An 18,941-nucleotide genomic window follows, 5' to 3' on the forward strand; every position below is an offset into this window, starting at 1 on the left:
GGTATCTGCCAAAGCCTCATGCACCTTGGCCCGGAACCAGGCATCGTGGGCAGTTGGATCTGCCGTCAATCCCGCTGGCAGACCGCCTTCTTTGATCACGCGGGTCAGCAGTATCCGGACAGCATCGGAAACCGTCAGGCCGAAGTCAGCCAGTTTTTCTGCCGCGTCAGTTTTCAATTGTTTATCTACACGGACGTGCAGCATCGACGTATGTGCCATCACTATTCTCCGGTTATCTTCATCCCTGACAGCACGTATCTCATTTGCGATACAGTCAATTTTGAAATCAGAGATAGAGAAAAGCTGCTTTGTCCTGTAGCTTCCCACACTTGGCTTCAGGAAACTTTAACTCAACAATCAGTTCAAACAAAATGAAAGTAAGCAAACGCCTGTTCGGCCCGGCTGGGGTGAGGTGTTTTTCCGTGCAATCTCCAGCAAGGTTAAGCCCTGCCCCAGCTCTGTGCTAAGCTTGCTGGCATTGTATTGCACAATGGGTAAGCCACTGTTTTGCTTTAACCCGCTAATAGCTAGAAGAACGTGCGTGTTCTTTTTGTTTTATTGTCAGTTTTTCAGCGACCTCACTAACTAAATCCAATGTTGTTTGTGGCGCATCAATACTTTTCAAATAAACGTGCAAACGCATCCAGGTAGCAGGTGAATCGTCATCCCAAATGGCAACAATTTCGTCCAGTATATGACTGGTAAACTCTCTCTTAGCTGGTTGATTTAAAGTGTTGATAAAACTATATAAATCATCCGAGTCATTCGTAAAGACTGTCACAGACGTTGAAACACCACCTCTCATGGTGTGATATTCAAAACCTGTCTCTAAAGTTATGATAAACCCTGATGGCAACTCTATTGCTCCCGTGGCTTTGTAGGGTTTGTAGTTTGCCTTCACTAAGAGAAGCATTAGTTTTCTACTGTGTAGAAGATAGTTTTCCGACTCCATGTCCCTTAATTGAAAAGCATGACAGTCTAAATCAGACAACCTAATGGCGAAGCTCTCCATTAGAATAGTGAACAAATCGTCCTCACTTACAAGCGTCCCAGCTATTTCTTCATTAAGCTTTTTTGAGTAAAAAGTATCAGTTTCTATTGTTTGCAGCTTTCCATTGTCAAAATCTAACAAAGCAAGCCTTTTCGATAGCACGTCATTGAAAATGCCAATATCTGGGGACTGGTTTGCTACAATAGGAATGGACAGCCCCCACAATTTTAGCACTGGAAGTTTGTGATTTGATTCTTCTATAGGCTTCCAAGTTAGCACATCTACATTAACAGCTTCTAACGCACTTTTTCTGTCCAGGCACTCACTAAGCAGATCAAACTCAGATGCAAATATCGTAAATGGTGACGCATATATACACAGCGCCAGAACTGAATACTTTAATGGTAACATTGCACCCAAAGCCTCAAAAAAATCTAAACCAGAGTTAAATCCAGGGTCAGCATAGAATAAACAGCTTTTTGCTTTACCTCGCCAGCTGGAGTAAGACCCAGGGGGTCAAGTCTTGACTTTGACCATTTAGTTCATCGAATTACTCAGTGTCGTTTTGAGCAGCACTAGCCCTTTCCCTAAAGAACTTTCTAGAAAGGGTAAGCCTGAAGCTTACGAGCGACAAGCTATGTGCGAACTCGCAGATGCTATTTTTCAGTTTCCAGACTCGGATTAAATATTGCCAAAACTAGCACATATTTTTCCGCTTTTCCTAGCGAATAGGCTTCAATCGTCGTCCGCCCTTAAGTCAGCAAAAACCTCGTCAGCAGAATAGGATTCCTCCTCTCCCTGCTGGTAGGACTGATATCGCCGATTAGCCTCGTGCACCCAAGCTTTTTCAACTTGGGCAGGAGCAATCTTTGGGCGAGGCTCTAAACTATCCAGCAGATGCACTATCAATTCTGCACGCTCTGAAACCGGCAGCGAAAGTGCCTCAGATTCAATCAGCTCAGTAGCAGGCAACATAAATACCTCATTCACGACTTATCTCTTTGACAAGTTTACACTCTGCCACGGACTTACTCCACTACCCACTTTCATCAGCCAATGCTTCGTGAGAAGTCCATTGGGTCAAGCCTTGACTTGAACCCTTGAACTGCCCATCAGCTGCAATGAGCGAAAAAGTTAGCCAAGCAGAGCCTCGCGCTCTTGCTCGGTGAGTATGCCCACCAGCACAGTGCGGCGACGCAGTTTTTTCATCCGCTCGCCGGTATCCAGCAGTGCGGTGCGAAATAGATCCGGCTGGTCAATGCAATCCAAAATACTGTGCCAGTGAATGTAGCCGCCGTGCTTTATCTGCCCGGCCTGATAGCGCTGCTCCAGAGTCTGACGGATACCGCTGATACGCCAGGGCTCGGCCAGCAGCTTATCGGCCATGGCGCTGTGTAGCCGCAAAATATGCTGATCGGTGGCGGCTGAAGCTTTGCTGACATTGCGCCGGCGCATTCTTGGTGGTGGCATCTTTACTGCCTTAAAGTGCGCAATCGCCGCCAGCGCAATGACTGCGCTTGGCGGCCCAATAGGCATAGGCTTTGCTGGCCAGCCAATAGCAAGGTGGCAGGCGTAACAGCGCCACCAATCGGGTATGTCCGGCCAATTGCCAGTAGTAGAGGCTGGCATCAATGCCAATCAGAAAGTGGTCATGCCGCCACAGATGAATTTGTTGCATCATCGCCGCTTTCGTCACCCCGGCAAAGCCGCTAAAGCCGTCGGCGCTGATATCTACAAGCTCTAGATGCGGCTTTAGTTTGGGTGCCAACCAGTTTATTTCACGCCGGCATAAAGCACAGCTGCCATCAAAAAACAGTTTTTGCATCGCTAAGGCTCCATTCCGCTGTTAGCTAACAACTCTTGCAACAATTACGGCATACGCGTCTTATCGATCAATGTATTTAATCTGAATTGCTGCCTAGCATTATGCTAAGGTTTATGCTGTTAACACTGGATCAGACCAACAAAAACAACCAAGGAACTTTTTATGCGCGCTTTTGCCGTGATGCTGTTGTTCTTAGCCGGGCCGGCCCTGGCCGAGTCGTTGCCCTGGCCGGAGCGGCCGGTCGTCGCCAACACACCTCAGTTGCAGCAGATCATTGCTGCAGATGCTCAGCTGCAATTGTTGGCGGAAGGGTTTCGCTGGTCAGAGGGGCCTGTGGTGGAGCCGGATACTGGCGATGTGCTCTTTACCGATGTACCACAAAATACCCTGTATCGCTGGAGTGAAACCGATGGTTTATCGGTGTATTTGCAGCCTTCGGGCTATACCGGCCTGTATCCGGACAATCAGCTGCAAGAAGGTGCCAATGGCCTGATTTTTAATACCGACAATCAACTGGTGTTGGCCCAGCATGGCGATCGCCGCCTGGCTGTGTTGCTGGATGCGACCACGCAGCCACCGCAGTATCAAACCCTGGTCAGCCAGTATCAGGGCAAAGCTTTTAACAGCCCGAATGATCTGGTGCAGCACAGCAGCGGTGCCTATTACTTTACCGATCCCCCGTACGGCTTAAAAGGCGGTGATGCATCCGCCGAAAAACAGCAAAGCGTCAATGGTGTTTACCGGCTTGGCGCAGACGGCTCGGTGACCTTGCTGATCACAGATTTAACCAGGCCCAATGGCCTGGCATTTTCGCCGGATGAACAATGGCTCTATGTGGCCAACTCAAACCCCGATGCTGCGCAGTGGTGGCGCTACCCGGTGCAGCAGGATGGCAGCTTGGGCAAGGGGACGCTGTTTTTTGATGCCACAGCGCACACCAAAACAGCCAGTGGCCTGCCAGATGGTTTAAAGGTGATGCCATCTGGTGTGTTACTGGCAACCGGGCCTGGTGGGGTTTGGGTGCTTTCGCCAGAGGGTGAACACCTGGGGACCATTCAAACCGGGGTAGCAGCAGCCAATGTGGCGCTGAATGCCGATAACAGCTGGCTGTACATTACCGCCAGCCAGTATTTATTGCGTATTCAGCTGGCTCCTTGATACAGGGAAAGCAATCATTGCTGATACATAAGGCACAGGGGATCATCCATGCCCTGCGACAAAGGCTCTGGCTGCGCGATTGCGATGAAGAAACCGCAGCTAACTTTCTAACACCACGCCGGGATTGGTAGCAATAATGAGCTCAGCGTTACGGTTATCTGGATTACTCGCTTCGTTATTGTAGAAATCCAAAACAACAATGCCAAACCTTGCTCCTACTTGTTGGCGTTGTAAAAACTCAGTCAGCCCCGGATTCATCATGGGATCTACTTTGCTAAGACCACCACCCCAAGCGTACTGGTAAGGAGTATGCCCACCTTGCGCAATACTATTGTAGGTAATGTGCATCACACCATCATCAGGGTTTGTGATGGCACTGTTTATTGATGCTTCAACCGCCGCCAGTTTTTTATGCGTATTATGCTCTTTGTATTGATCTTCGATCTCAAAGACTTGCTGTTCTGGTGTTGTTAAGGTGAACGTTTCATTCACTTTCCAGCCATAGGATAAATCGATGCCAGTGTTGCCTGCAAAGCGCCTTAACAGCACTATTTTACCCTGACACTGCTGCAATGTGGGCACTCTGCTTTCCAAATAAAACAAGCTCTGATATTTCTCTTGCGCGATGTAATCATCAAATTTTTCTTGTACGTTTTTAACGCTTCCAGTTGCGGCGTCCATGAGCATAACCAGTGTTTCGCTGGGGTTTTTTAACAGAAAAATGAGACAATCATCAAGCACATTCCCCAAAGAAATACCACAGCTGATGATGCCATGATAAATATTGAGGGGATCAGACTCAGAACCGTTTGCATCAACACGGATATCAAGAAAACGAATACCATCGTTTAGCTGCGTATAAATACCAAAATTTTGTGTTCGGGCAGCGCCAGGCGGTGCTTTTGCTGTACCTGAGTCATGAGTCCCAGGCATAGATATTTGGTCTAATGTTAAACGTTTATCCAGCGCCTTCATCCAGTTTTTTGTGGTTACATCAGTCATCGCATGCTCCGATCTTGTCTACCCGTTCAGATAACGGCCAGTCCCCATGAGATAAAGTCTATGGTCTGGCCTTATTGGATAAGACTTAAGGGTGTTTGTAATGACCAGTCATCACTGCGTTGGTATCCGAATTGTCCATTTGGAATAAGAACAATTCTACCGCTGAAGCTGACTCGCTGGTGCGCGCAGCTATAGAGCCAGAACCAACTTTGCGTTTGTTCAGAATGTCATAGATGAGCTTGGCGCTATTGACGATGCTACCTACCGGGTCCTCTGAAATAATGTCACTGACCACATTCAGCGTATCTTCAACCAAGCCTTCTATATACTGTTGGTTGACTTCTTTCCAGGTCACACCAAACATTTGTTTAGAGCCAATCCACCAGTTATTATGGGTCTCAAAGTGTCCTTGGCCTACAACAAAATCGTCAAGGGTGTAAGCAACACCTTTGATGTGCAGCACTAAGGTCCCTCGCACTGCAAAATTAAGCGCTTCAGGTTGTTCATCGTTAAATGTTTTAGCGATGACCCCGCCACCTTTGGTGTTGTTTAGAAACCACTTCGCAACATCACTTGAGTTGTGGCGGCCCGCTTTGACGGTTAGTGTCGTCCCTTTGCAGCTCACGCCCTGATAAGGCTGGCCCTGCGTAATTTTGTGATCTTTTTCTGTAAAAGAAATCTCTGAGAGTCCTTCAATGTTGAAGACAAACTCATTGTTGTGCAGTGTTGTCATGTGCTTTTCTCCTAATCAACTGTGATAGTCATCGTTTGCATTGGAAAACCTGATTGATCAATCAACCAAAAAACACCAACAGTTAAAAAGTAGTTTACACAAGCTTCATTTGCAAATTAGTTACTTCAAAAGCCCTTTACTTTCAAAAGCCACACCTTACGAAACATCACCACTCATTTGGTTGATATGATGTATCCATGACGTAGCTGCCCCTGGCGGACAGTGGGTTAAGCTCCAGCGACCGCCTGTTGTCAGCTATAATTTACAATAGAGCGTATTTTCTGCAACCATGAAACGCCTTCGCACATTTAGCTGCTGGTAAGCTCAGTGCGAACCATCGCAGCACCTGCTGTTAAAGCCTGAAGTTTACCGCGCGCAATCTGGCGCGGCAGTGGCGCCATGCCGCAGTTGGTGCATGGGTAGAGCTTGTCGGCATCGACAAACTGCAGTGCCTGGCGCAGCGTGGTGGCGACCTCCTCCGGGGTTTCAATGCTGTGGTTTGCCACATCAATGGCACCTACCATCACTTTTTTGCCGCGAATAAGCGCCAGCAAGTCCAGCGGCACCCGGGAGTTGTGGCACTCCAGCGAGATGATATCGATGGAGGACTCTCGTAGCTTTGGAAACACAGCCTCGTACTGACGCCATTCCGAGCCCAGTGTTTGCTTCCAGTCGGTATTGGCCTTGATGCCGTAACCATAGCAAATATGCACAGCAGTTTCGCAGTCAAGGCCGGCTATCGCCTGCTCTAAGGCAGCAATGCCCCAGTCATTCACTTCGTCAAAAAACACATTAAAAGCCGGCTCGTCGAACTGAATAATATCCACCCCAGCTGCCACCAACTCTTTGGCTTCCTGATTGAGAATTTTGGCAAACTCAAAGGCCAGCTGCTCGCGGCTTTTGTAGTGGCCATCGTACAGGGTGTCGATCATGGTCATCGGGCCTGGCAGCGCCCATTTGATGGGTTGTTTGGTTTGCTGACGTAAAAAGCGCGCATCCTCCACAAAGACCGGTTTTTGCCGGCTGACCGCCCCCACCACCGAGGGTACGCTGGCTTCGTAGCGATTGCGAATGCGCATGATTTCGCGTTTGGCAAAGTCCACGCCATCTAAATGTTCAATAAAGGTGGTGACAAAATGCTGCCGCGATTGCTCGCCGTCGCTGACAATATCCAGCCCGGCTTGTTGCTGCTCGTGCAGTGCCAGGCGCAACGCATCCTGCTTGCCATCGGTTAACTCCTGGCCCTGCAATTTCCAGGGCGACCACAGGGTTTCAGGCTCAGCCAGCCAGGATGGTTTGGGCAGGCTGCCGGCGGTAGAGGTTGGAAGTAGTCTTTTCATCATGCAATCGCCCGCTCTTCAGTTAACGAAATTTCAGGTATAGGGTACTGTGCAGCCCACTGTTCCAGCAGCTGCTGGTGCGGCTTGATAAAGTGCTCTTGGGCAAACCGGCCCTGCTCCACCGCCAGCCGGCTGCGCTCTTCCCGATCGTAGACGATGTCGGTTGCGGCGTGATCCGGGTTTTTCAGATTGGGCTGATAGCGCTCCCCTGCCGCAGCATGGGCACTGTAAATTTCCGGCCGGTATATTTTTTGAAAGGTTTCCATGGTGCTGATGGTGCCAATCAGCTCCAGATTGCTGTAGTCATTGAGCAAATCGCCAAAGAAATAAAACGCCAGCGGCGCGGCGCTTTGAGCCGGCATAAAGTAGCGCACATTCAAGCCCATTTTTTTGAAGTACTGCTCGGTCAGCGAGCTGTCATCCGGCTGATACTCCACGCCCAGCACCGGGTGCCAATTCCTGGTACGCTGGTAGGTTTTGTTGTCGGATACGCTGAGGCAAATCACCGGCGGCTTGCGAAAGTGCTGCTGGTACTCGCTGGAGCTGACAAAGCACTGAAACAGTTTGCCGTGCACATCACCAAAGTTTGGCGGAATGCTGAAATTGGGCTTGTTTTTGTTGTGTTCCAGCAATACCACACTGAAATCATAATCGCGCACATAGGACGAAAAGTTATTGCCAACAATGCCTTCAATCCGCTGCTTGGTTTTGCGATCAATGATACTGGTTTTAAGCACTTCTATCGCCGGGAACCCCTGCGCTTTGCCTTGGATGTGGATATCGACGGAAATAATGTCCAGTTGCACCGCATAGCGATCGGCATTTGGGTTATCCCAGGGCGCCAGTGCATTAAAGCGGCGGTCGATCATCGCCAGGGTTTTGCGCAAATTCTGCTGACGACTGGCCCCTCTGGCCAAATTGGCAAAGTTGGTGGTGATGCGGGTGTTGTCGGCCGGCTGATAATGCTCGTCAAAAGCGATGCTCTTAATGCTAAATGTAAAGTTGTTCATAATCTTTGCTACCCCGTTGTCTGTTACCTAGGCTGCTGCTTTGCGAGCGGCAAACCCTGTTGCATGCATTTGTTGCCAGTGCATCCGATGTCAATTAGGCATCTGGACATCTAAACGGCAACCATGAATGTGTTATACGCGCAAAATTCGGGGAAGGAAAATGGTGATATTTCAGGTGCAGTATGAAAAATTTTCATAGTGCCATTCTCCTCTCAGCAACTGCTTTGCTGCATAGCCATAAAGTGCTGGTGATAAGTAGCTATTGGGAGAGCATGTGATAGACAGACTAAAACGATGACCACTGCCAGATACCCGCACCAATCGCACGATTTAAGCATATTGACCGCTTTGTGCGATACGTTATACTCTAGGGGGTGGTTAGCAATGGAGCTTTACAATGCAAACATTAACCGCAAATGATGCAAAGCGGAATTTTGGCGAGTTGCTGCTCAATGCGCAGCGGGAGCCGATTAAAATCAGCAAAAACAGTAAAGATGCTGTGGTGGTGATGTCTATTCATGATTTTGAAGCATTGGAGGCGATGAAGGCGGAGTATTTGAAACAGTGCTTCGATGCTGCGAAGAAGGACCTGGCCAACGGCAAGGTGGTTGATGGCGAAAGTTTTCTTAACACGCTCTAAAGCCATTGATGCAACAGAAAAGCTTTCAGCTAAGCAGCCTGGCACAGGCACATTTGCGTGCAATTAGAGATTACACCCTAACAAATTTCTCTGAATCACAGTGGCTAAAATACAAAGCAAGTCTGCTGTCTGGCTTTCAAATGTTGGCCGATAATCCTGAACTGGGGCGCAGTTGCAACGACATCTACCCCAATGGATTCTATTTCCCGATTGGCAAACATACCACCTACTTCACAAAAGAAGACGGCTTTATTCTGATCGTGGCCGTATTAGGGCAACCACAACTGCCACAAAAGCACCTGCCATAGCATGACAGCGACTCTGCGGTAACTAAGACGACAAGGAAGCTCTCTTAGCTTTTACTGTGGCAGGTATGCTACCGCTCACTCAACCGGCTTTTGGCGCTGCAACAACCAATCGTAGAGATCCTGCCCGGCATACACCTGGCGCCAGGCGTCATGTTCTGCCTGCTCTAACATACTAAAGCGGACGTTGTAATGGCCCAGTTGGCGCAGGGTTTCAATACCGGGATAAAAGTAATCTTTATTTATGGCTGAATCCCGCCCGGCGGCGAATACCCAAAGCGGGGTTTGTGCTTGTGCGATAGGCGGCATTAAATCCGGGTGGCCCCAACCCACTACCGGTGCAACCGCAGCAAATAACTGCGGGTGCTGGCTGGCCATAAACCAACTGCCAAAGCCACCATAACTGATGCCGGTTAAGTAAAGGCGCGTAGGATCGGTGTGGAACTTCGCCTGCACCTGTTGCAGGATCAGCAGTAGATCTAGTTCTGCGGTTTCCCAGCCATCTGGCAGCAGTGCCGGCACTGTGCTCATATCCGTCACAGCGGCTGCTGGAGCAATAGGTGCGCTGGATGGAAAACTATCCGGCCGCGGCGGTACGCCATCCGTCAGACGCTGTGGAATATCCGCCGGTGAACGGTTCGCAATGTAAGGCAACTGCCCCATATCAAACATAGGCAGCTGCGGCACCACGATAATAAACGGCAGCTCGCGCTTTTGCACCCAGGCTTCATACAAAGGGCCATGAATTAAGGTGTAATCCAACTCATCCAGGCCATTCCCCCGTTCGCCATTGCCGTGTAAAAACAGTAACACTGGCCACTGTTTGTCACTTTCTTGCTGGTAACCAACCGGTAAATAGACAAAATACTGCCGTGGCAGATTATCAATACTGCTTTGATAATCAAGCCGCAGCAGCTTAGCGTCACTTTCAAGCTGACGCTGAGCCGGGACGCGACTATCGCACGCAACGAGCACCATAAGCACTATGGCCAACACACCTGCAGCTAATTGCTGTTTCATCATCACTCCGCGGCAAAAAGACCTGGATTAGGCTGTTCGTAAGATTTTTTCCATCTTACGGCCTTTGGCCAGTTCGTCCACCAGTTTGTCCAGATATCTGACTTGCCTGGTTAAGGTGGTCTCGATGTCTTCAATGCGATAGCCGCAAATGGTGCCAGTGATCAGGCTGGCATTTGGGTTGAGCTTGGCTTTAGCAAAGAATTGCTCAAAGGTGGCCTCACTCTCAATCAGGCACTCCAGGTCTTTGTCATCAAAGCCGGTCAGCCAGGCAATGACCTGATGCAGCTCTGCCAGAGTTCGCCCTTTCTTTTCAACTTTGGAGACATAGTGCTGGTAGACCGCAGAAAAAGTCAACTGAGCGACTCTAACTTGTGAGCGATTTTAACCCCCAAAGTTGACGGCTTCTGTCCTTGCCCCTTCCCTCCACTGGCTTACTATGAAAGCCTACGACAAGGTAAGGATCCTGTGATGACTGTACAACAACGACAACAATACAGCACGATTCCATTTCGCCTCGGTGTATTACCGCTGGCACTATTCAGTGCACTGAGCTCACATTTAACCAATGCCGAGGAAGCAAACACAGAGCAAGCGGCCAGCCGCAGTATCGAAGTTATCGAAGTAACAGCGACCCGGCAAACCGAAAACCTGCAGCGAGTGCCGATTGCCGTTACCGCTTTATCCAGCTCCGAGCTGGAACAGTACCAGATTCAAAACCTGGGTCAACTGGAAGCTCTGGTGCCAAACCTGAACCTGCATGTCGGCGATGCCGCCAATGCGGTGGTCTATATTCGTGGTGTCGGCCAGCTGGACTCGATTTCCTTTAATGATCCCGGCGTTGGCATTTACCTGGATGATGTTTATCTGGGCCGGGTGCAAGGCGCTTTTCTGGATGTGGTCGATCCACAACAAATTGAAGTGCTGCGCGGCCCGCAGGGAACTCTGTACGGCCGCAACACCATCGGCGGCGCCGTGAAATTTACCAGCGCCCGCCCCAGTGACATACCGGAAGGCTATCTCAGCCTGATGGCAGGCAACTTTAATCAACGTGGCGTAAAAGGCAGCGTGACAGGCCCTCTGCTCGAAGATCAACTGGCGGGTCGTTTTGCCATTGCCAAAAACAGCCGCGATGGCTTTAGTTTTAACCAACATACCGGTCAGCATGATTACGATAAAGACTCGCTCACCTGGCGTGGCAGTCTGCTTTACACCCCAACCGATGATTTCTCGGCCTATCTGGTGCTGGATGGCTCCAACCAAAACCCGGATTTTTCCCGTACCCCGCACCGGGAAACGCCTATTTACTCCCTGCCAAAAGGGGATTTCTTGCCGGTGGGCGATGATCCCTTTGTGGTCAATGCCAACTTCAACGACCGTGAAGAATTGCGCACCAAAGGGGTAGCCCTGACACTGGATTATCAATTACAGCAATCTACCCTGAAATCCATCACGGCGTACCGGGAAATGACCTACCGTACGCATCTGGACCTCGATGGCTCACCCGATGCCAGTTTTGGTATTTACAGCTATGAAGATCAGGATCAGCTTAGCCAGGAACTGCAGTGGCTGTACCGCAGCGAGCGCTTATCGCTGGTATCCGGGCTATTTTACTTTAAGGAAAACTCCTGGAGCTTTGGTGGCGCCATTGCACCGGATTTTTTTGTGCCACTGGGTGATGGCATTTTCTTTCCATTTCCGGTGATTAGTGCTGGTTTGCGCGACCAAACCAATACCAGCCATGCTATTTACAGCAACCTGACCCTGCAACTGAGCGAACCACTCAGCCTGACACTGGGCGCTCGCTGGACCCGTGAGAAAAAAGAGGTCAGTAATCGTGGTGAGGAATTCGCGGGTACCGGTGTGACTACGCCACAAGGCATGAAAGCCGTGTTTGGCAGCGGTATTGGCCATAGCCTGACTGGCTACGATGCCAGCCAAAGCTGGAATGATTTTTCCCCACGCGCCGTGCTGAACTACCAATACTCCCCCCAAACCATGCTGTACAGCAGCATCAGCAAAGGCTTTAAAAGCGGTGGTTTCAATGGCCGCTTAACCTCGTTTGCCCAGCCCTACGATCCGGAAACCCTGTGGAGCTATGAAGTCGGTTCCAAGTCGATGTTACTTAGCCAGCAAGTGCGGCTAAATTCGGCTTTATTCTACAACGATTACAAAAACTTCCAGCTCAGTCGTTTTTCGATTGATCCGGATACGGGGGCCTTTTTATCGCTGTTTGAAAACGCCGGCAAAGCCAGTACCTATGGTGCCGAGCTGGAACTGCAGGCTTTGCTTAGCGACAGCTTAACGCTGAACCTGAATCTGGGCTACCTGGCCGGTGGCTACGATGAACTGCTGGGCGATTTTGAGCAGGAAATCAGCGATGAGCGGGAGCTGGTGAATGCACCGCGCTGGAATGGCCGGCTGGGGCTGGATTACTGGTTTGATTTAGGCAGCCACGGCAGCCTGTCGCTCAATGCTGGTGTCAGTATCAAAAGCAAAACCTATCTGACCGTCAGTAGCAGTGATGTACTGGCACAGCCCGGCTTCGCTCTGTACGATCTGTACCTTAGCTGGCAGAGCCAGAATGAGCAATGGCAACTGAATCTGTTTGGCAAAAACCTGACCGATAAACGCTATCGCCAGCATGGCTTTGATTTAAGTGCCTCACCGGGGGTACAACTGGGTTATTACGGCGATCCCCGCACCTTTGGCCTGCAACTAACTTACAGGTATTTCTAATGAGCATGGATCAAGCAACTGCAGCCCTTCTTGAGCAATTTAACCAACAGGCGGCGGAGCTGCAGCCGCATAAGCCAACCATCGAAGCTTCGCGTGCTGGCGCGCGGGCCATGTTTTTATCACTGGCCGGTGACAGCGCCCCTGGCTGCCGGGTTGAGACGCTGCAGTTGGCCGCCACCAACCATTTAGTCCCAGCCCGGTTGTATCAGCCGCAGCAGTTGCAAGTGCCGGATGCCATCGTATTGTTTTTACACGGCGGTGGCTGGAGCCTTGGCGATCTGGATTGTTACGATGCGTTGGTCCGCTCACTGTGCCAGCAAAGCGGTGTGCGTTTTTTAAGTGTGGAGTACCGGTTAGCACCAGATCACCCCTACCCGGCGGGGCTAGACGATGCAAGTCTTGCTCTGCGCTGGTTGCATCATCAAGCGGCTGAGCTCGGCATTTCGGCCACTAAAATTGCCGTGATGGGCGACAGTGCCGGTGGCAACCTGGCGCTGGCACTCAGCATAAGGGCCAGCCGCAGTCTGCACTTGCCCATTGCGGGCCAGTACCTGATTTATCCGGTACTGGATGTACACAGCCCACACGATGCCTACCCATCCCGGCTGCAATTTGGCAATGGCGATTATCTGCTGGCACGGTCTGCCATTGACGATACCCGCAACTGGTATCTTACGGATAATGAGCGCAGCGATAACCCGGAAATCTCGCTCTTATTGCAGTCCAAACTGGACGATCTGCCCCCAACCTCTTTGTTGCTGGCCAACTTCGATCCATTGCTGGATGAAGGAAAAGTACTGGCAGAGCGGCTGCAAGCGCTTGGCTTACTAAAGCGGCTGGATTGCTACGATAGCATCCATGCCTTTGTCTCATTCGGTATTTTACCCATTTCTCAACACGTCAGAACCCGGCTGGCAAAGCAACTGCGTGAGGATTTGCTGGCTCTTGTCTAGGGATAGGATCCTGCACTTTGGTACTGTTGCCAGCTGAGCCAAGTTATGCTTTAGTCATTACAGGATTAAGCAGCGGCAAACAATGATGGCAACAGAGCATGTGACCAAAGACAGCTGGCAGATGTTATCTGAGATGATGGCAGCGCATGATGTCCGCATGGATGCGCTGATTGAGCAAACAGCGCCTGGGGATACAGGCAGCCCTGCCAGTATGCTGCGCTTGCTGGAGCGTTTTGCCATCGAAGTACAGGATGAGTCGCTGCACTTGTCGGAGCGGCCACTAATGCCGGGGACTAATGACTATGTGCTGTCCAGCCTTTGCCACTGCACCACGATTCAGCAGGCATTGCAGCAACTGGCTAATGCGTATAATTTTATTCATGCGGGCAACTACAATCAGCTGGAATGCAACGAGCGGCACTTGATTTACCGCATTGATGATCGCTGTTTTCCCTATACCGCCGATGCCCGCCAGTACATTGCTTTTAACCTGGATATGGTACTGGTGTTTATTCATGGGGTGATCACCACTTTGGCAGGCTCTGCGGTGCCTTTATTGAAGATCAAAAGTCGGAATCAAGCGGCCAGCCAATCCCCCTTGCCTGCCACCTTTACCGAAACGGCACTGAGCTTTTCCGCCAGCTGTTTTGAGCTGCACTACCCGGCAGAGTTGGCAACACGAGCCATTCAGCGACCTGACGGCCAAATCCTGAACTCTGCCTTGGTTTACAGCGAATTGCAGCGCCTTGGCACGGAGCCTTTCGAGCAGAGCGCGACCAGCTTTCCGCTTAAAGTCAGATTGGCTTTGGAATCCGGTTTACGCGATCAGGCCAGTGTAGCCCGCACCTTAGGCTGCAGTGTGGCCACGCTGCGCCGGCGCCTGACAGCGCACCGAACCAGCTTTCGCCAGTACAAAGAGCAGTTATTAAACCAGGAAGCTAAGTTGCTGCTGATGCAGCAACTAACCTTGGAAGATATTGCCCATAAGCTGTCTTTTTCCGACGCCCGCAGCTTTAAGCGCGCCTTTCGCAGCTGGAATGGCATTAGCCCGCGGCAGTACGCTGAGCGGAAAAGCTGATGGCTGGCAGGGGCTAGCCGTACGGCAAGCTAGCCACCAAACATCTCTTTCGCCCGGCGTTCCAGCTCTGGCTCTGATACATCTTCGATATGGGTCGAGAACATCCAGTTATGGCCGAAAGGGTCCTGCAAACAAGCCATGCGGTCGCCATAAAACTGATCGGCTGGCGGCATGGTTAAGGTCGCACCAGCAGCAACCGCTTGCTCCACCAAGGCATCAACATCCTTCACATAAATCATCACGCCAACCGGAGTGCCATCTAACATCGATGGGCTTTTGGTGCCCCAGTCATCGTTTTGTTCGCTCAGCATAAACAGCGCCTGCCCTACCCGCATTTCAGCATGCATCACGCCACCGCCCGGCATCTCCATTTTTACGATCAACTTGGCACCAAAGGCCTTTTGATAAAAGCCGATGGCATCGGCAGCGTTTTTAATGGTCAGATACGGAATGGCTCCGCTGTAGCCTTCTGGTATTGCTTGAACTTGCGACATAACCCTTCTCCTTGTTGCTTAGGCCCGTCATCATCATCCGGGCATTTGTATTCACCAGGACAGCAACCAACTCTGGTATGGGACATGGCTATCCTGAACTTCAGGATGGCGCAAACTTGGCAAAGACTTCAGCCTCGGTCAAATCCTTGGTTTGCTCAAGGAAATTGTAAAAATCCGGCTTTTGATCAATAAAGATTTGCTCCGTCAGGGCCATGCCTGCTTCATCCTGAAACAAGCCAGCAGGCAGAATGTATTCGTTAGCATCCAGCAAATGGTAATACAAATGAGTGCCGCAACGACGGCAAAATCCGCGATTGGCCCATTCGGAAGACGAATAATCGGTGACAAACTCCCGGCCTTCAAATTGAACATCCTGGCCGCAATGCACGGCAAACAAAGGCCCACCGCCCCAGCGGCGACAGATACCGCAGTGGCAGACACTGACCTGATGTTGCTCCTTGGCGGTTACTTTCACGGAACCACATAAACACTGTGCTTGCATCAAAACCTCCTTGCGTAGGAGCCTTTACTATAAAAGGAAAATCCAGCGGTTGCTGGATTTTTTTGTGACAAGTTTTTACCAGCTCAGGGAGCTTTGGCGGCTGGCTTCACCCAGGCTCGAAGAGCCAGGATCCAGCTAAAGTCTGCGCCGGCTCGTTGTGCTCCCTGATGACAGTTCATGCAACTGTCGTACTGATGGTAGGTTTCCATCGTTACATTGGCCAACTGACAAGCCGGGAATGGCACCCCACCCGCCTGAACCGGCGTACCATCCTCACAGCCAAAGTCATCATTGGTAGGAGTGAGCGGTGATGCCGAGGGCAGAGTCGGCCATTGGGTGCCTATCAGTTGGTAATGCTGCCAGACTGTGCCCTGCAGCAACTGGCGGTACTGCTGGTTCAGGCCGGTCGTGGACATATCCGGCTGACCAGTGGGTGGCTTAGGTGTATCCGCAATGGCCGACAGCCGAACCACATTGATCGGCTGCGGATTAAAATCATCCGCCGCGGGCACTCGGCTGGAGCCCGGATGCGCGGCCGGATTAGCCCGGGTAATGCCGGGGTGTTTTTTGTACAACTCAGGATCATAGTACGACGCCTGCATACTGGCCGGAGTACTGACATCTTCGCCCAGGTTATCGACCTGCTCAAAGGTTGCCCACACCCACTGGGGGAAGTTTGGTGTTTTCTGTGCAATATGAAATCCTACCAAGCCGGCTACAATCGGAGTGCAATCACAGACTATCATTTGACTTAGCTCATTGGTACGACAGGTGCCGGGAACTGTTGCCAGCGCTTCCAACTGGAAAAAACGTTGTCGGTACGGCCCTGGTACCTTGGCCAGATCACGCCAGGCAGCCTTCACTTCCAGCACTCCTTCCCCCTGCTCTGCACTGCTTGCCGGTAATTGAATGCCACCACTGGCGGGCCAGTTGGCTTTGTTGTAGTAGCCATGCTGGCGCACATAATCATACATCACCCGGTTCACCCGTACTTCATAGCGGGTAAATAAGCCGGTCTGATCCGGTAAAGGCCCGCCAAACGCCTGATTGATTTCATCGGCAATGGTGCCCATCTTACTACCGGTCGTGAGCACGCTTCGCCCCTGCTGCTCCAGATTTCGGCAAGCGGCAGCACCATTGGGTTGTTCCCAGCCGATAGGAGTATCGCTATTTTGCGGAAACAGATCATTGGCGGTTTTAAAACCCAGCCACACCGGCTGCCTGCCATCGAAGTAGTGGCCAAACACCGCAGGATCATCCGGTCGATAGGCACTGCCATGGCTACCCGGTGCAGCAGGCCACATCAGTGCAATAAAGTTTTGCCACATAAAATAATCAAAGTAGGGCCGGTTATCAACCGGGAAGGCCGCAAAAGGCTGTGGCGGTACTTCTGCCAACAAGTGCCCGGATACATTTGGTGTTAACGGGTAGGGGTAACCAGGGCCAGCCGCCATCAGCGGCAAAGCCAGAGCTGCCAGCAACGTCATCCATGCAAAGGCTTTCATCTCAGTGCCCTCCCTGACAAGGCTGCGCAGCACCATCCCGTGCATGCTGCCAGTATTGGCCAAACGCCACCCACATTTGCAGCGAGGTATCAAAGCTAACGGTATTTGGGAAAGAACCACTGACCGGCCCCATCGGGTACTTCAGGTTTTGAAAGTAAGCGACATTCTCTGCCGAATACTGCTCACACTGGCCTTCAAAGCCAAAGATATTCGGCGAGAATGGCTCTAACTGGCGGCCATCCGGGCTGGCAAACGCATTGCCATGGCACGACAAACAAGAGGATAGTTTATTATCGACCGGACCAGCCAGCCGTTGCTGACAGCCAAAATGCTCCGCCTGCACATTGATATCGGACTGGTTAAGTACCGACTGCCGGGCAGCAATACTCTCCCCCTTTGGCACCGCGGGGAAAGTCCATGGATCCATACCCCACTGCAAACCAACCGGGCTTAAATTATCCCAGGGGGTTTCACCCTTCATACCGGCATTGTAGGCAAAAGTTCCATAGACCCAGTTGGTCGGCGAGCGAGAGTCCACCACGGCGACATCCAACTGCACCAGATGCACCGGCTGGGGGTTGCGCTGGCAATAAAACTGATTGTTCTGCTCGATATGCCGGTTTGCCATCCAGGCAGGTGCACCAGCAAGGTAAGCCACATCCTCTGGCGTGACGGTAGAGAACAGCAGTTTGGCCACAACAGTCCCCTCAGGAAACGGTAGCCCGGCCTGCGTCAACTTGCCGGCATAGTCGGTCATCACCGGTTTACCGTCTTTCGCCCAGGCCTGCCCCAGCACATAAGCCCCATGCGGGTTGTAGACACCAAAAGCCCAGGTTTCAAAACGGGGCTCGGCCATCGCTTGGCCTGCCGCCGGCAAACCATGCAGGCCGCGCTTACCAAAAAAGTCCGACAACACTGCCGTTCTTTCGTTAGTGAGGCCATGAATAAACTCACGGCCGGTGGTGGGATCGTAGGCCATCCAGGGTACATGAAACCAGCGGGTGCTGCCACTCACCTGCACTTTCCAGCCTTGCTCATTGCGCAAATACGGATCCTGTTGTTCACGCACATAATTCAAAATATGCATGATGTAATCCTGCCACTGTTGATCCCACGCCGGCACGCCCTGCTCGCTAAAATCGGTGTTAAACAAATTTGCCGGGCCATCCAGCCACTTGCATACCGACTTATCGCAAGGTGCCGGCATTTCTGTTGGATAATTATGGCTTAACTGGAAAACAGGTCCTTGCCAGTCAGCTGGGGGTGGTGACACAGCATTGCGCCAGGCCAGTTCCGCAGATGCTGCTGCCAGCAGGTTAAAAGAAAAGCATAGTGTCCAGATACTTACAATAGCGGTTAACTTTATCATTTTCGTTGTCCTTGTCTGCTACATGCCCATTGGGTATAGCGAAAGCCCACAACAAAGACGGGATAAAGTTCTGAGAAAAATACGATAATTCATGAATCAAGGTTGCTACCAATGCTGCAGCCTTGATAAAGCGCCCTAGGTTATGCCATACGTTAAGTACTACTTTCTGACGCAGTTGGCTCATCCAGCGAACACTGCATGCACAAAGGTAACTTGGCCGCAACCAAGCCGGCAAGGGCGGAACCTTGCACCAGCTTGATTAGGCCCGGATACAGAGCAA

The 18,941-nt window shown here is 51.2% G+C and carries 21 protein-coding genes; 6 read left to right on the plus strand and 15 right to left on the minus strand.

The features are described from left to right. From QWF21_RS12830 to QWF21_RS12850, 5 genes are all read right to left on the minus strand, one after another. Positions 1–219 (minus strand): type II toxin-antitoxin system RelB/DinJ family antitoxin (locus QWF21_RS12830; RefSeq protein ID WP_456237615.1); only part of this gene is annotated, 219 nt, incomplete at its 3' end. Between the two features lie 301 nt (positions 220–520). Then, entirely contained in the window at positions 521–1,402 is an 882-nt protein-coding gene (locus tag QWF21_RS12835; RefSeq protein WP_330088452.1) for a hypothetical protein, read from the minus strand. A 324-nt stretch (positions 1,403–1,726) separates the two neighbouring features. Beyond that, positions 1,727–1,981 (minus strand): addiction module protein, encoded by a 255-nt coding sequence (locus QWF21_RS12840; RefSeq protein ID WP_330088453.1) that lies wholly within the window; start codon positions 1,979–1,981, stop codon positions 1,727–1,729. Positions 1,982–2,125: 144 nt separating this feature from the next. Continuing rightward, positions 2,126–2,461: a hypothetical protein gene (locus tag QWF21_RS12845; protein WP_330088454.1), complete on the minus strand. Its 336-nt coding sequence runs from the start codon at positions 2,459–2,461 to the stop codon at positions 2,126–2,128. 10 nt (positions 2,462–2,471) lie between these two features. Then, positions 2,472–2,816 (minus strand): thiol-disulfide oxidoreductase DCC family protein, encoded by a 345-nt coding sequence (locus QWF21_RS12850; protein WP_330088455.1) that lies wholly within the window; start codon positions 2,814–2,816, stop codon positions 2,472–2,474. Positions 2,817–2,978: 162 nt separating this feature from the next. On the opposite strand from QWF21_RS12850, the gene QWF21_RS12855 reads away from it, so the two are divergent. Then, complete coding sequence (locus QWF21_RS12855; RefSeq protein ID WP_330088456.1) at positions 2,979–3,974, plus strand: SMP-30/gluconolactonase/LRE family protein; 996 nt, start codon at positions 2,979–2,981, stop codon at positions 3,972–3,974. 99 nt (positions 3,975–4,073) lie between these two features. On the opposite strand, the gene QWF21_RS12860 is transcribed toward QWF21_RS12855, so the two are convergent. The 4 genes from QWF21_RS12860 to QWF21_RS12875 form a co-directional block, all read right to left on the minus strand. Continuing rightward, positions 4,074–4,976 carry a phosphatidylinositol-specific phospholipase C gene (locus tag QWF21_RS12860; protein ID WP_330088457.1) on the minus strand — a complete coding sequence of 301 codons (903 nt, stop codon included), beginning with the start codon at positions 4,974–4,976 and terminating at the stop codon, positions 4,074–4,076. Between the two features lie 85 nt (positions 4,977–5,061). Then, entirely contained in the window at positions 5,062–5,709 is a 648-nt protein-coding gene (locus QWF21_RS12865) for a flagellin (RefSeq protein ID WP_330088458.1), read from the minus strand. A 308-nt stretch (positions 5,710–6,017) separates the two neighbouring features. Further along, positions 6,018–7,049 (minus strand): methionine synthase, encoded by a 1,032-nt coding sequence (locus QWF21_RS12870; RefSeq protein WP_330088459.1) that lies wholly within the window; start codon positions 7,047–7,049, stop codon positions 6,018–6,020. Further along, positions 7,049–8,062 carry a DUF1852 domain-containing protein gene (locus QWF21_RS12875; RefSeq protein ID WP_330088569.1) on the minus strand — a complete coding sequence of 338 codons (1,014 nt, stop codon included), beginning with the start codon at positions 8,060–8,062 and terminating at the stop codon, positions 7,049–7,051. Before QWF21_RS12875 ends, QWF21_RS12870 begins: the two co-directional genes overlap by 1 nt. Before the next feature lie 394 nt (positions 8,063–8,456). Here QWF21_RS12875 and QWF21_RS12880 point away from each other — a divergent pair, with 394 nt between their 5' ends. Together QWF21_RS12880 and QWF21_RS12885 are read left to right on the plus strand one after the other, a co-directional pair. Continuing rightward, positions 8,457–8,699 carry a type II toxin-antitoxin system Phd/YefM family antitoxin gene (locus QWF21_RS12880; protein WP_330088460.1) on the plus strand — a complete coding sequence of 81 codons (243 nt, stop codon included), beginning with the start codon at positions 8,457–8,459 and terminating at the stop codon, positions 8,697–8,699. An 8-nt stretch (positions 8,700–8,707) separates the two neighbouring features. Next, on the plus strand, positions 8,708–9,007 hold the full coding sequence (locus QWF21_RS12885) for a type II toxin-antitoxin system RelE/ParE family toxin (protein WP_330088461.1): 300 nt from the start codon (positions 8,708–8,710) through the stop codon (positions 9,005–9,007). 75 nt (positions 9,008–9,082) lie between these two features. Here the strand turns inward: QWF21_RS12885 and QWF21_RS12890 are convergent, their stop codons facing one another. Together QWF21_RS12890 and QWF21_RS12895 are read right to left on the minus strand one after the other, a co-directional pair. Beyond that, positions 9,083–10,024: a carboxylesterase family protein gene (locus QWF21_RS12890; RefSeq protein ID WP_330088462.1), complete on the minus strand. Its 942-nt coding sequence runs from the start codon at positions 10,022–10,024 to the stop codon at positions 9,083–9,085. Between the two features lie 27 nt (positions 10,025–10,051). Beyond that, positions 10,052–10,378, minus strand: a complete 327-nt coding sequence (locus QWF21_RS12895) for a DUF2200 domain-containing protein (RefSeq protein ID WP_330088463.1) — start codon at positions 10,376–10,378, stop codon at positions 10,052–10,054. 114 nt (positions 10,379–10,492) lie between these two features. Here QWF21_RS12895 and QWF21_RS12900 point away from each other — a divergent pair, with 114 nt between their 5' ends. From QWF21_RS12900 to QWF21_RS12910, 3 genes are all read left to right on the plus strand, one after another. Beyond that, positions 10,493–12,760, plus strand: a complete 2,268-nt coding sequence (locus QWF21_RS12900; RefSeq protein ID WP_330088464.1) for a TonB-dependent receptor — start codon at positions 10,493–10,495, stop codon at positions 12,758–12,760. Then, a complete protein-coding gene (locus tag QWF21_RS12905; protein WP_330088465.1) occupies positions 12,760–13,713 on the plus strand; it encodes an alpha/beta hydrolase in 954 nt (317 codons plus the stop codon). Before QWF21_RS12900 ends, QWF21_RS12905 begins: the two co-directional genes overlap by 1 nt. 82 nt (positions 13,714–13,795) lie before the next feature. After that, positions 13,796–14,791 carry an AraC family transcriptional regulator gene (locus QWF21_RS12910; protein ID WP_330088466.1) on the plus strand — a complete coding sequence of 332 codons (996 nt, stop codon included), beginning with the start codon at positions 13,796–13,798 and terminating at the stop codon, positions 14,789–14,791. 29 nt (positions 14,792–14,820) lie between these two features. On the opposite strand, the gene QWF21_RS12915 is transcribed toward QWF21_RS12910, so the two are convergent. The 4 genes from QWF21_RS12915 to QWF21_RS12930 form a co-directional block, all read right to left on the minus strand. Continuing rightward, positions 14,821–15,285 (minus strand): VOC family protein, encoded by a 465-nt coding sequence (locus QWF21_RS12915; protein WP_330088467.1) that lies wholly within the window; start codon positions 15,283–15,285, stop codon positions 14,821–14,823. 100 nt (positions 15,286–15,385) lie between these two features. Then, positions 15,386–15,787, minus strand: a complete 402-nt coding sequence (locus QWF21_RS12920; protein WP_330088468.1) for a GFA family protein — start codon at positions 15,785–15,787, stop codon at positions 15,386–15,388. Positions 15,788–15,870: 83 nt separating this feature from the next. Further along, positions 15,871–17,292, minus strand: a complete 1,422-nt coding sequence (locus tag QWF21_RS12925; protein ID WP_330088469.1) for a hypothetical protein — start codon at positions 17,290–17,292, stop codon at positions 15,871–15,873. 1 nt (position 17,293) lies between these two features. After that, positions 17,294–18,661 (minus strand): hypothetical protein, encoded by a 1,368-nt coding sequence (locus QWF21_RS12930; RefSeq protein WP_330088470.1) that lies wholly within the window; start codon positions 18,659–18,661, stop codon positions 17,294–17,296. Between the last annotated feature and the right edge of the window lie 280 nt (positions 18,662–18,941).

The organism is Alkalimonas mucilaginosa (assembly GCF_036327005.1).
In the GTDB taxonomy this organism is placed as follows: Bacteria; Pseudomonadota; Gammaproteobacteria; order Enterobacterales; family Alteromonadaceae; genus Alkalimonas; species Alkalimonas mucilaginosa.

Bases quoted from the DNA above. Each gene is read 5' to 3' on its own strand.
- QWF21_RS12835 (WP_330088452.1), bottom strand. From the start codon at position 1,402: ATGTTACCATTAAAGTATTCAGTTCTGGCGCTGTGTATATATGCGTCA.
- QWF21_RS12845 (WP_330088454.1), bottom strand. From the start codon at position 2,461: ATGCCACCACCAAGAATGCGCCGGCGCAATGTCAGCAAAGCTTCAGCC.
- QWF21_RS12850 (WP_330088455.1), bottom strand. From the start codon at position 2,816: ATGCAAAAACTGTTTTTTGATGGCAGCTGTGCTTTATGCCGGCGTGAA.
- QWF21_RS12855 (WP_330088456.1), top strand. From the start codon at position 2,979: ATGCGCGCTTTTGCCGTGATGCTGTTGTTCTTAGCCGGGCCGGCCCTG.
- QWF21_RS12860 (WP_330088457.1), bottom strand. From the start codon at position 4,976: ATGACTGATGTAACCACAAAAAACTGGATGAAGGCGCTGGATAAACGT.
- QWF21_RS12865 (WP_330088458.1), bottom strand. From the start codon at position 5,709: ATGACAACACTGCACAACAATGAGTTTGTCTTCAACATTGAAGGACTC.
- QWF21_RS12870 (WP_330088459.1), bottom strand. From the start codon at position 7,049: ATGAAAAGACTACTTCCAACCTCTACCGCCGGCAGCCTGCCCAAACCA.
- QWF21_RS12880 (WP_330088460.1), top strand. From the start codon at position 8,457: ATGCAAACATTAACCGCAAATGATGCAAAGCGGAATTTTGGCGAGTTG.
- QWF21_RS12885 (WP_330088461.1), top strand. From the start codon at position 8,708: ATGCAACAGAAAAGCTTTCAGCTAAGCAGCCTGGCACAGGCACATTTG.
- QWF21_RS12890 (WP_330088462.1), bottom strand. From the start codon at position 10,024: ATGAAACAGCAATTAGCTGCAGGTGTGTTGGCCATAGTGCTTATGGTG.
- QWF21_RS12900 (WP_330088464.1), top strand. From the start codon at position 10,493: ATGACTGTACAACAACGACAACAATACAGCACGATTCCATTTCGCCTC.
- QWF21_RS12905 (WP_330088465.1), top strand. From the start codon at position 12,760: ATGAGCATGGATCAAGCAACTGCAGCCCTTCTTGAGCAATTTAACCAA.
- QWF21_RS12910 (WP_330088466.1), top strand. From the start codon at position 13,796: ATGATGGCAACAGAGCATGTGACCAAAGACAGCTGGCAGATGTTATCT.
- QWF21_RS12915 (WP_330088467.1), bottom strand. From the start codon at position 15,285: ATGTCGCAAGTTCAAGCAATACCAGAAGGCTACAGCGGAGCCATTCCG.
- QWF21_RS12920 (WP_330088468.1), bottom strand. From the start codon at position 15,787: ATGCAAGCACAGTGTTTATGTGGTTCCGTGAAAGTAACCGCCAAGGAG.
- QWF21_RS12925 (WP_330088469.1), bottom strand. From the start codon at position 17,292: ATGAAAGCCTTTGCATGGATGACGTTGCTGGCAGCTCTGGCTTTGCCG.
- QWF21_RS12930 (WP_330088470.1), bottom strand. From the start codon at position 18,661: ATGATAAAGTTAACCGCTATTGTAAGTATCTGGACACTATGCTTTTCT.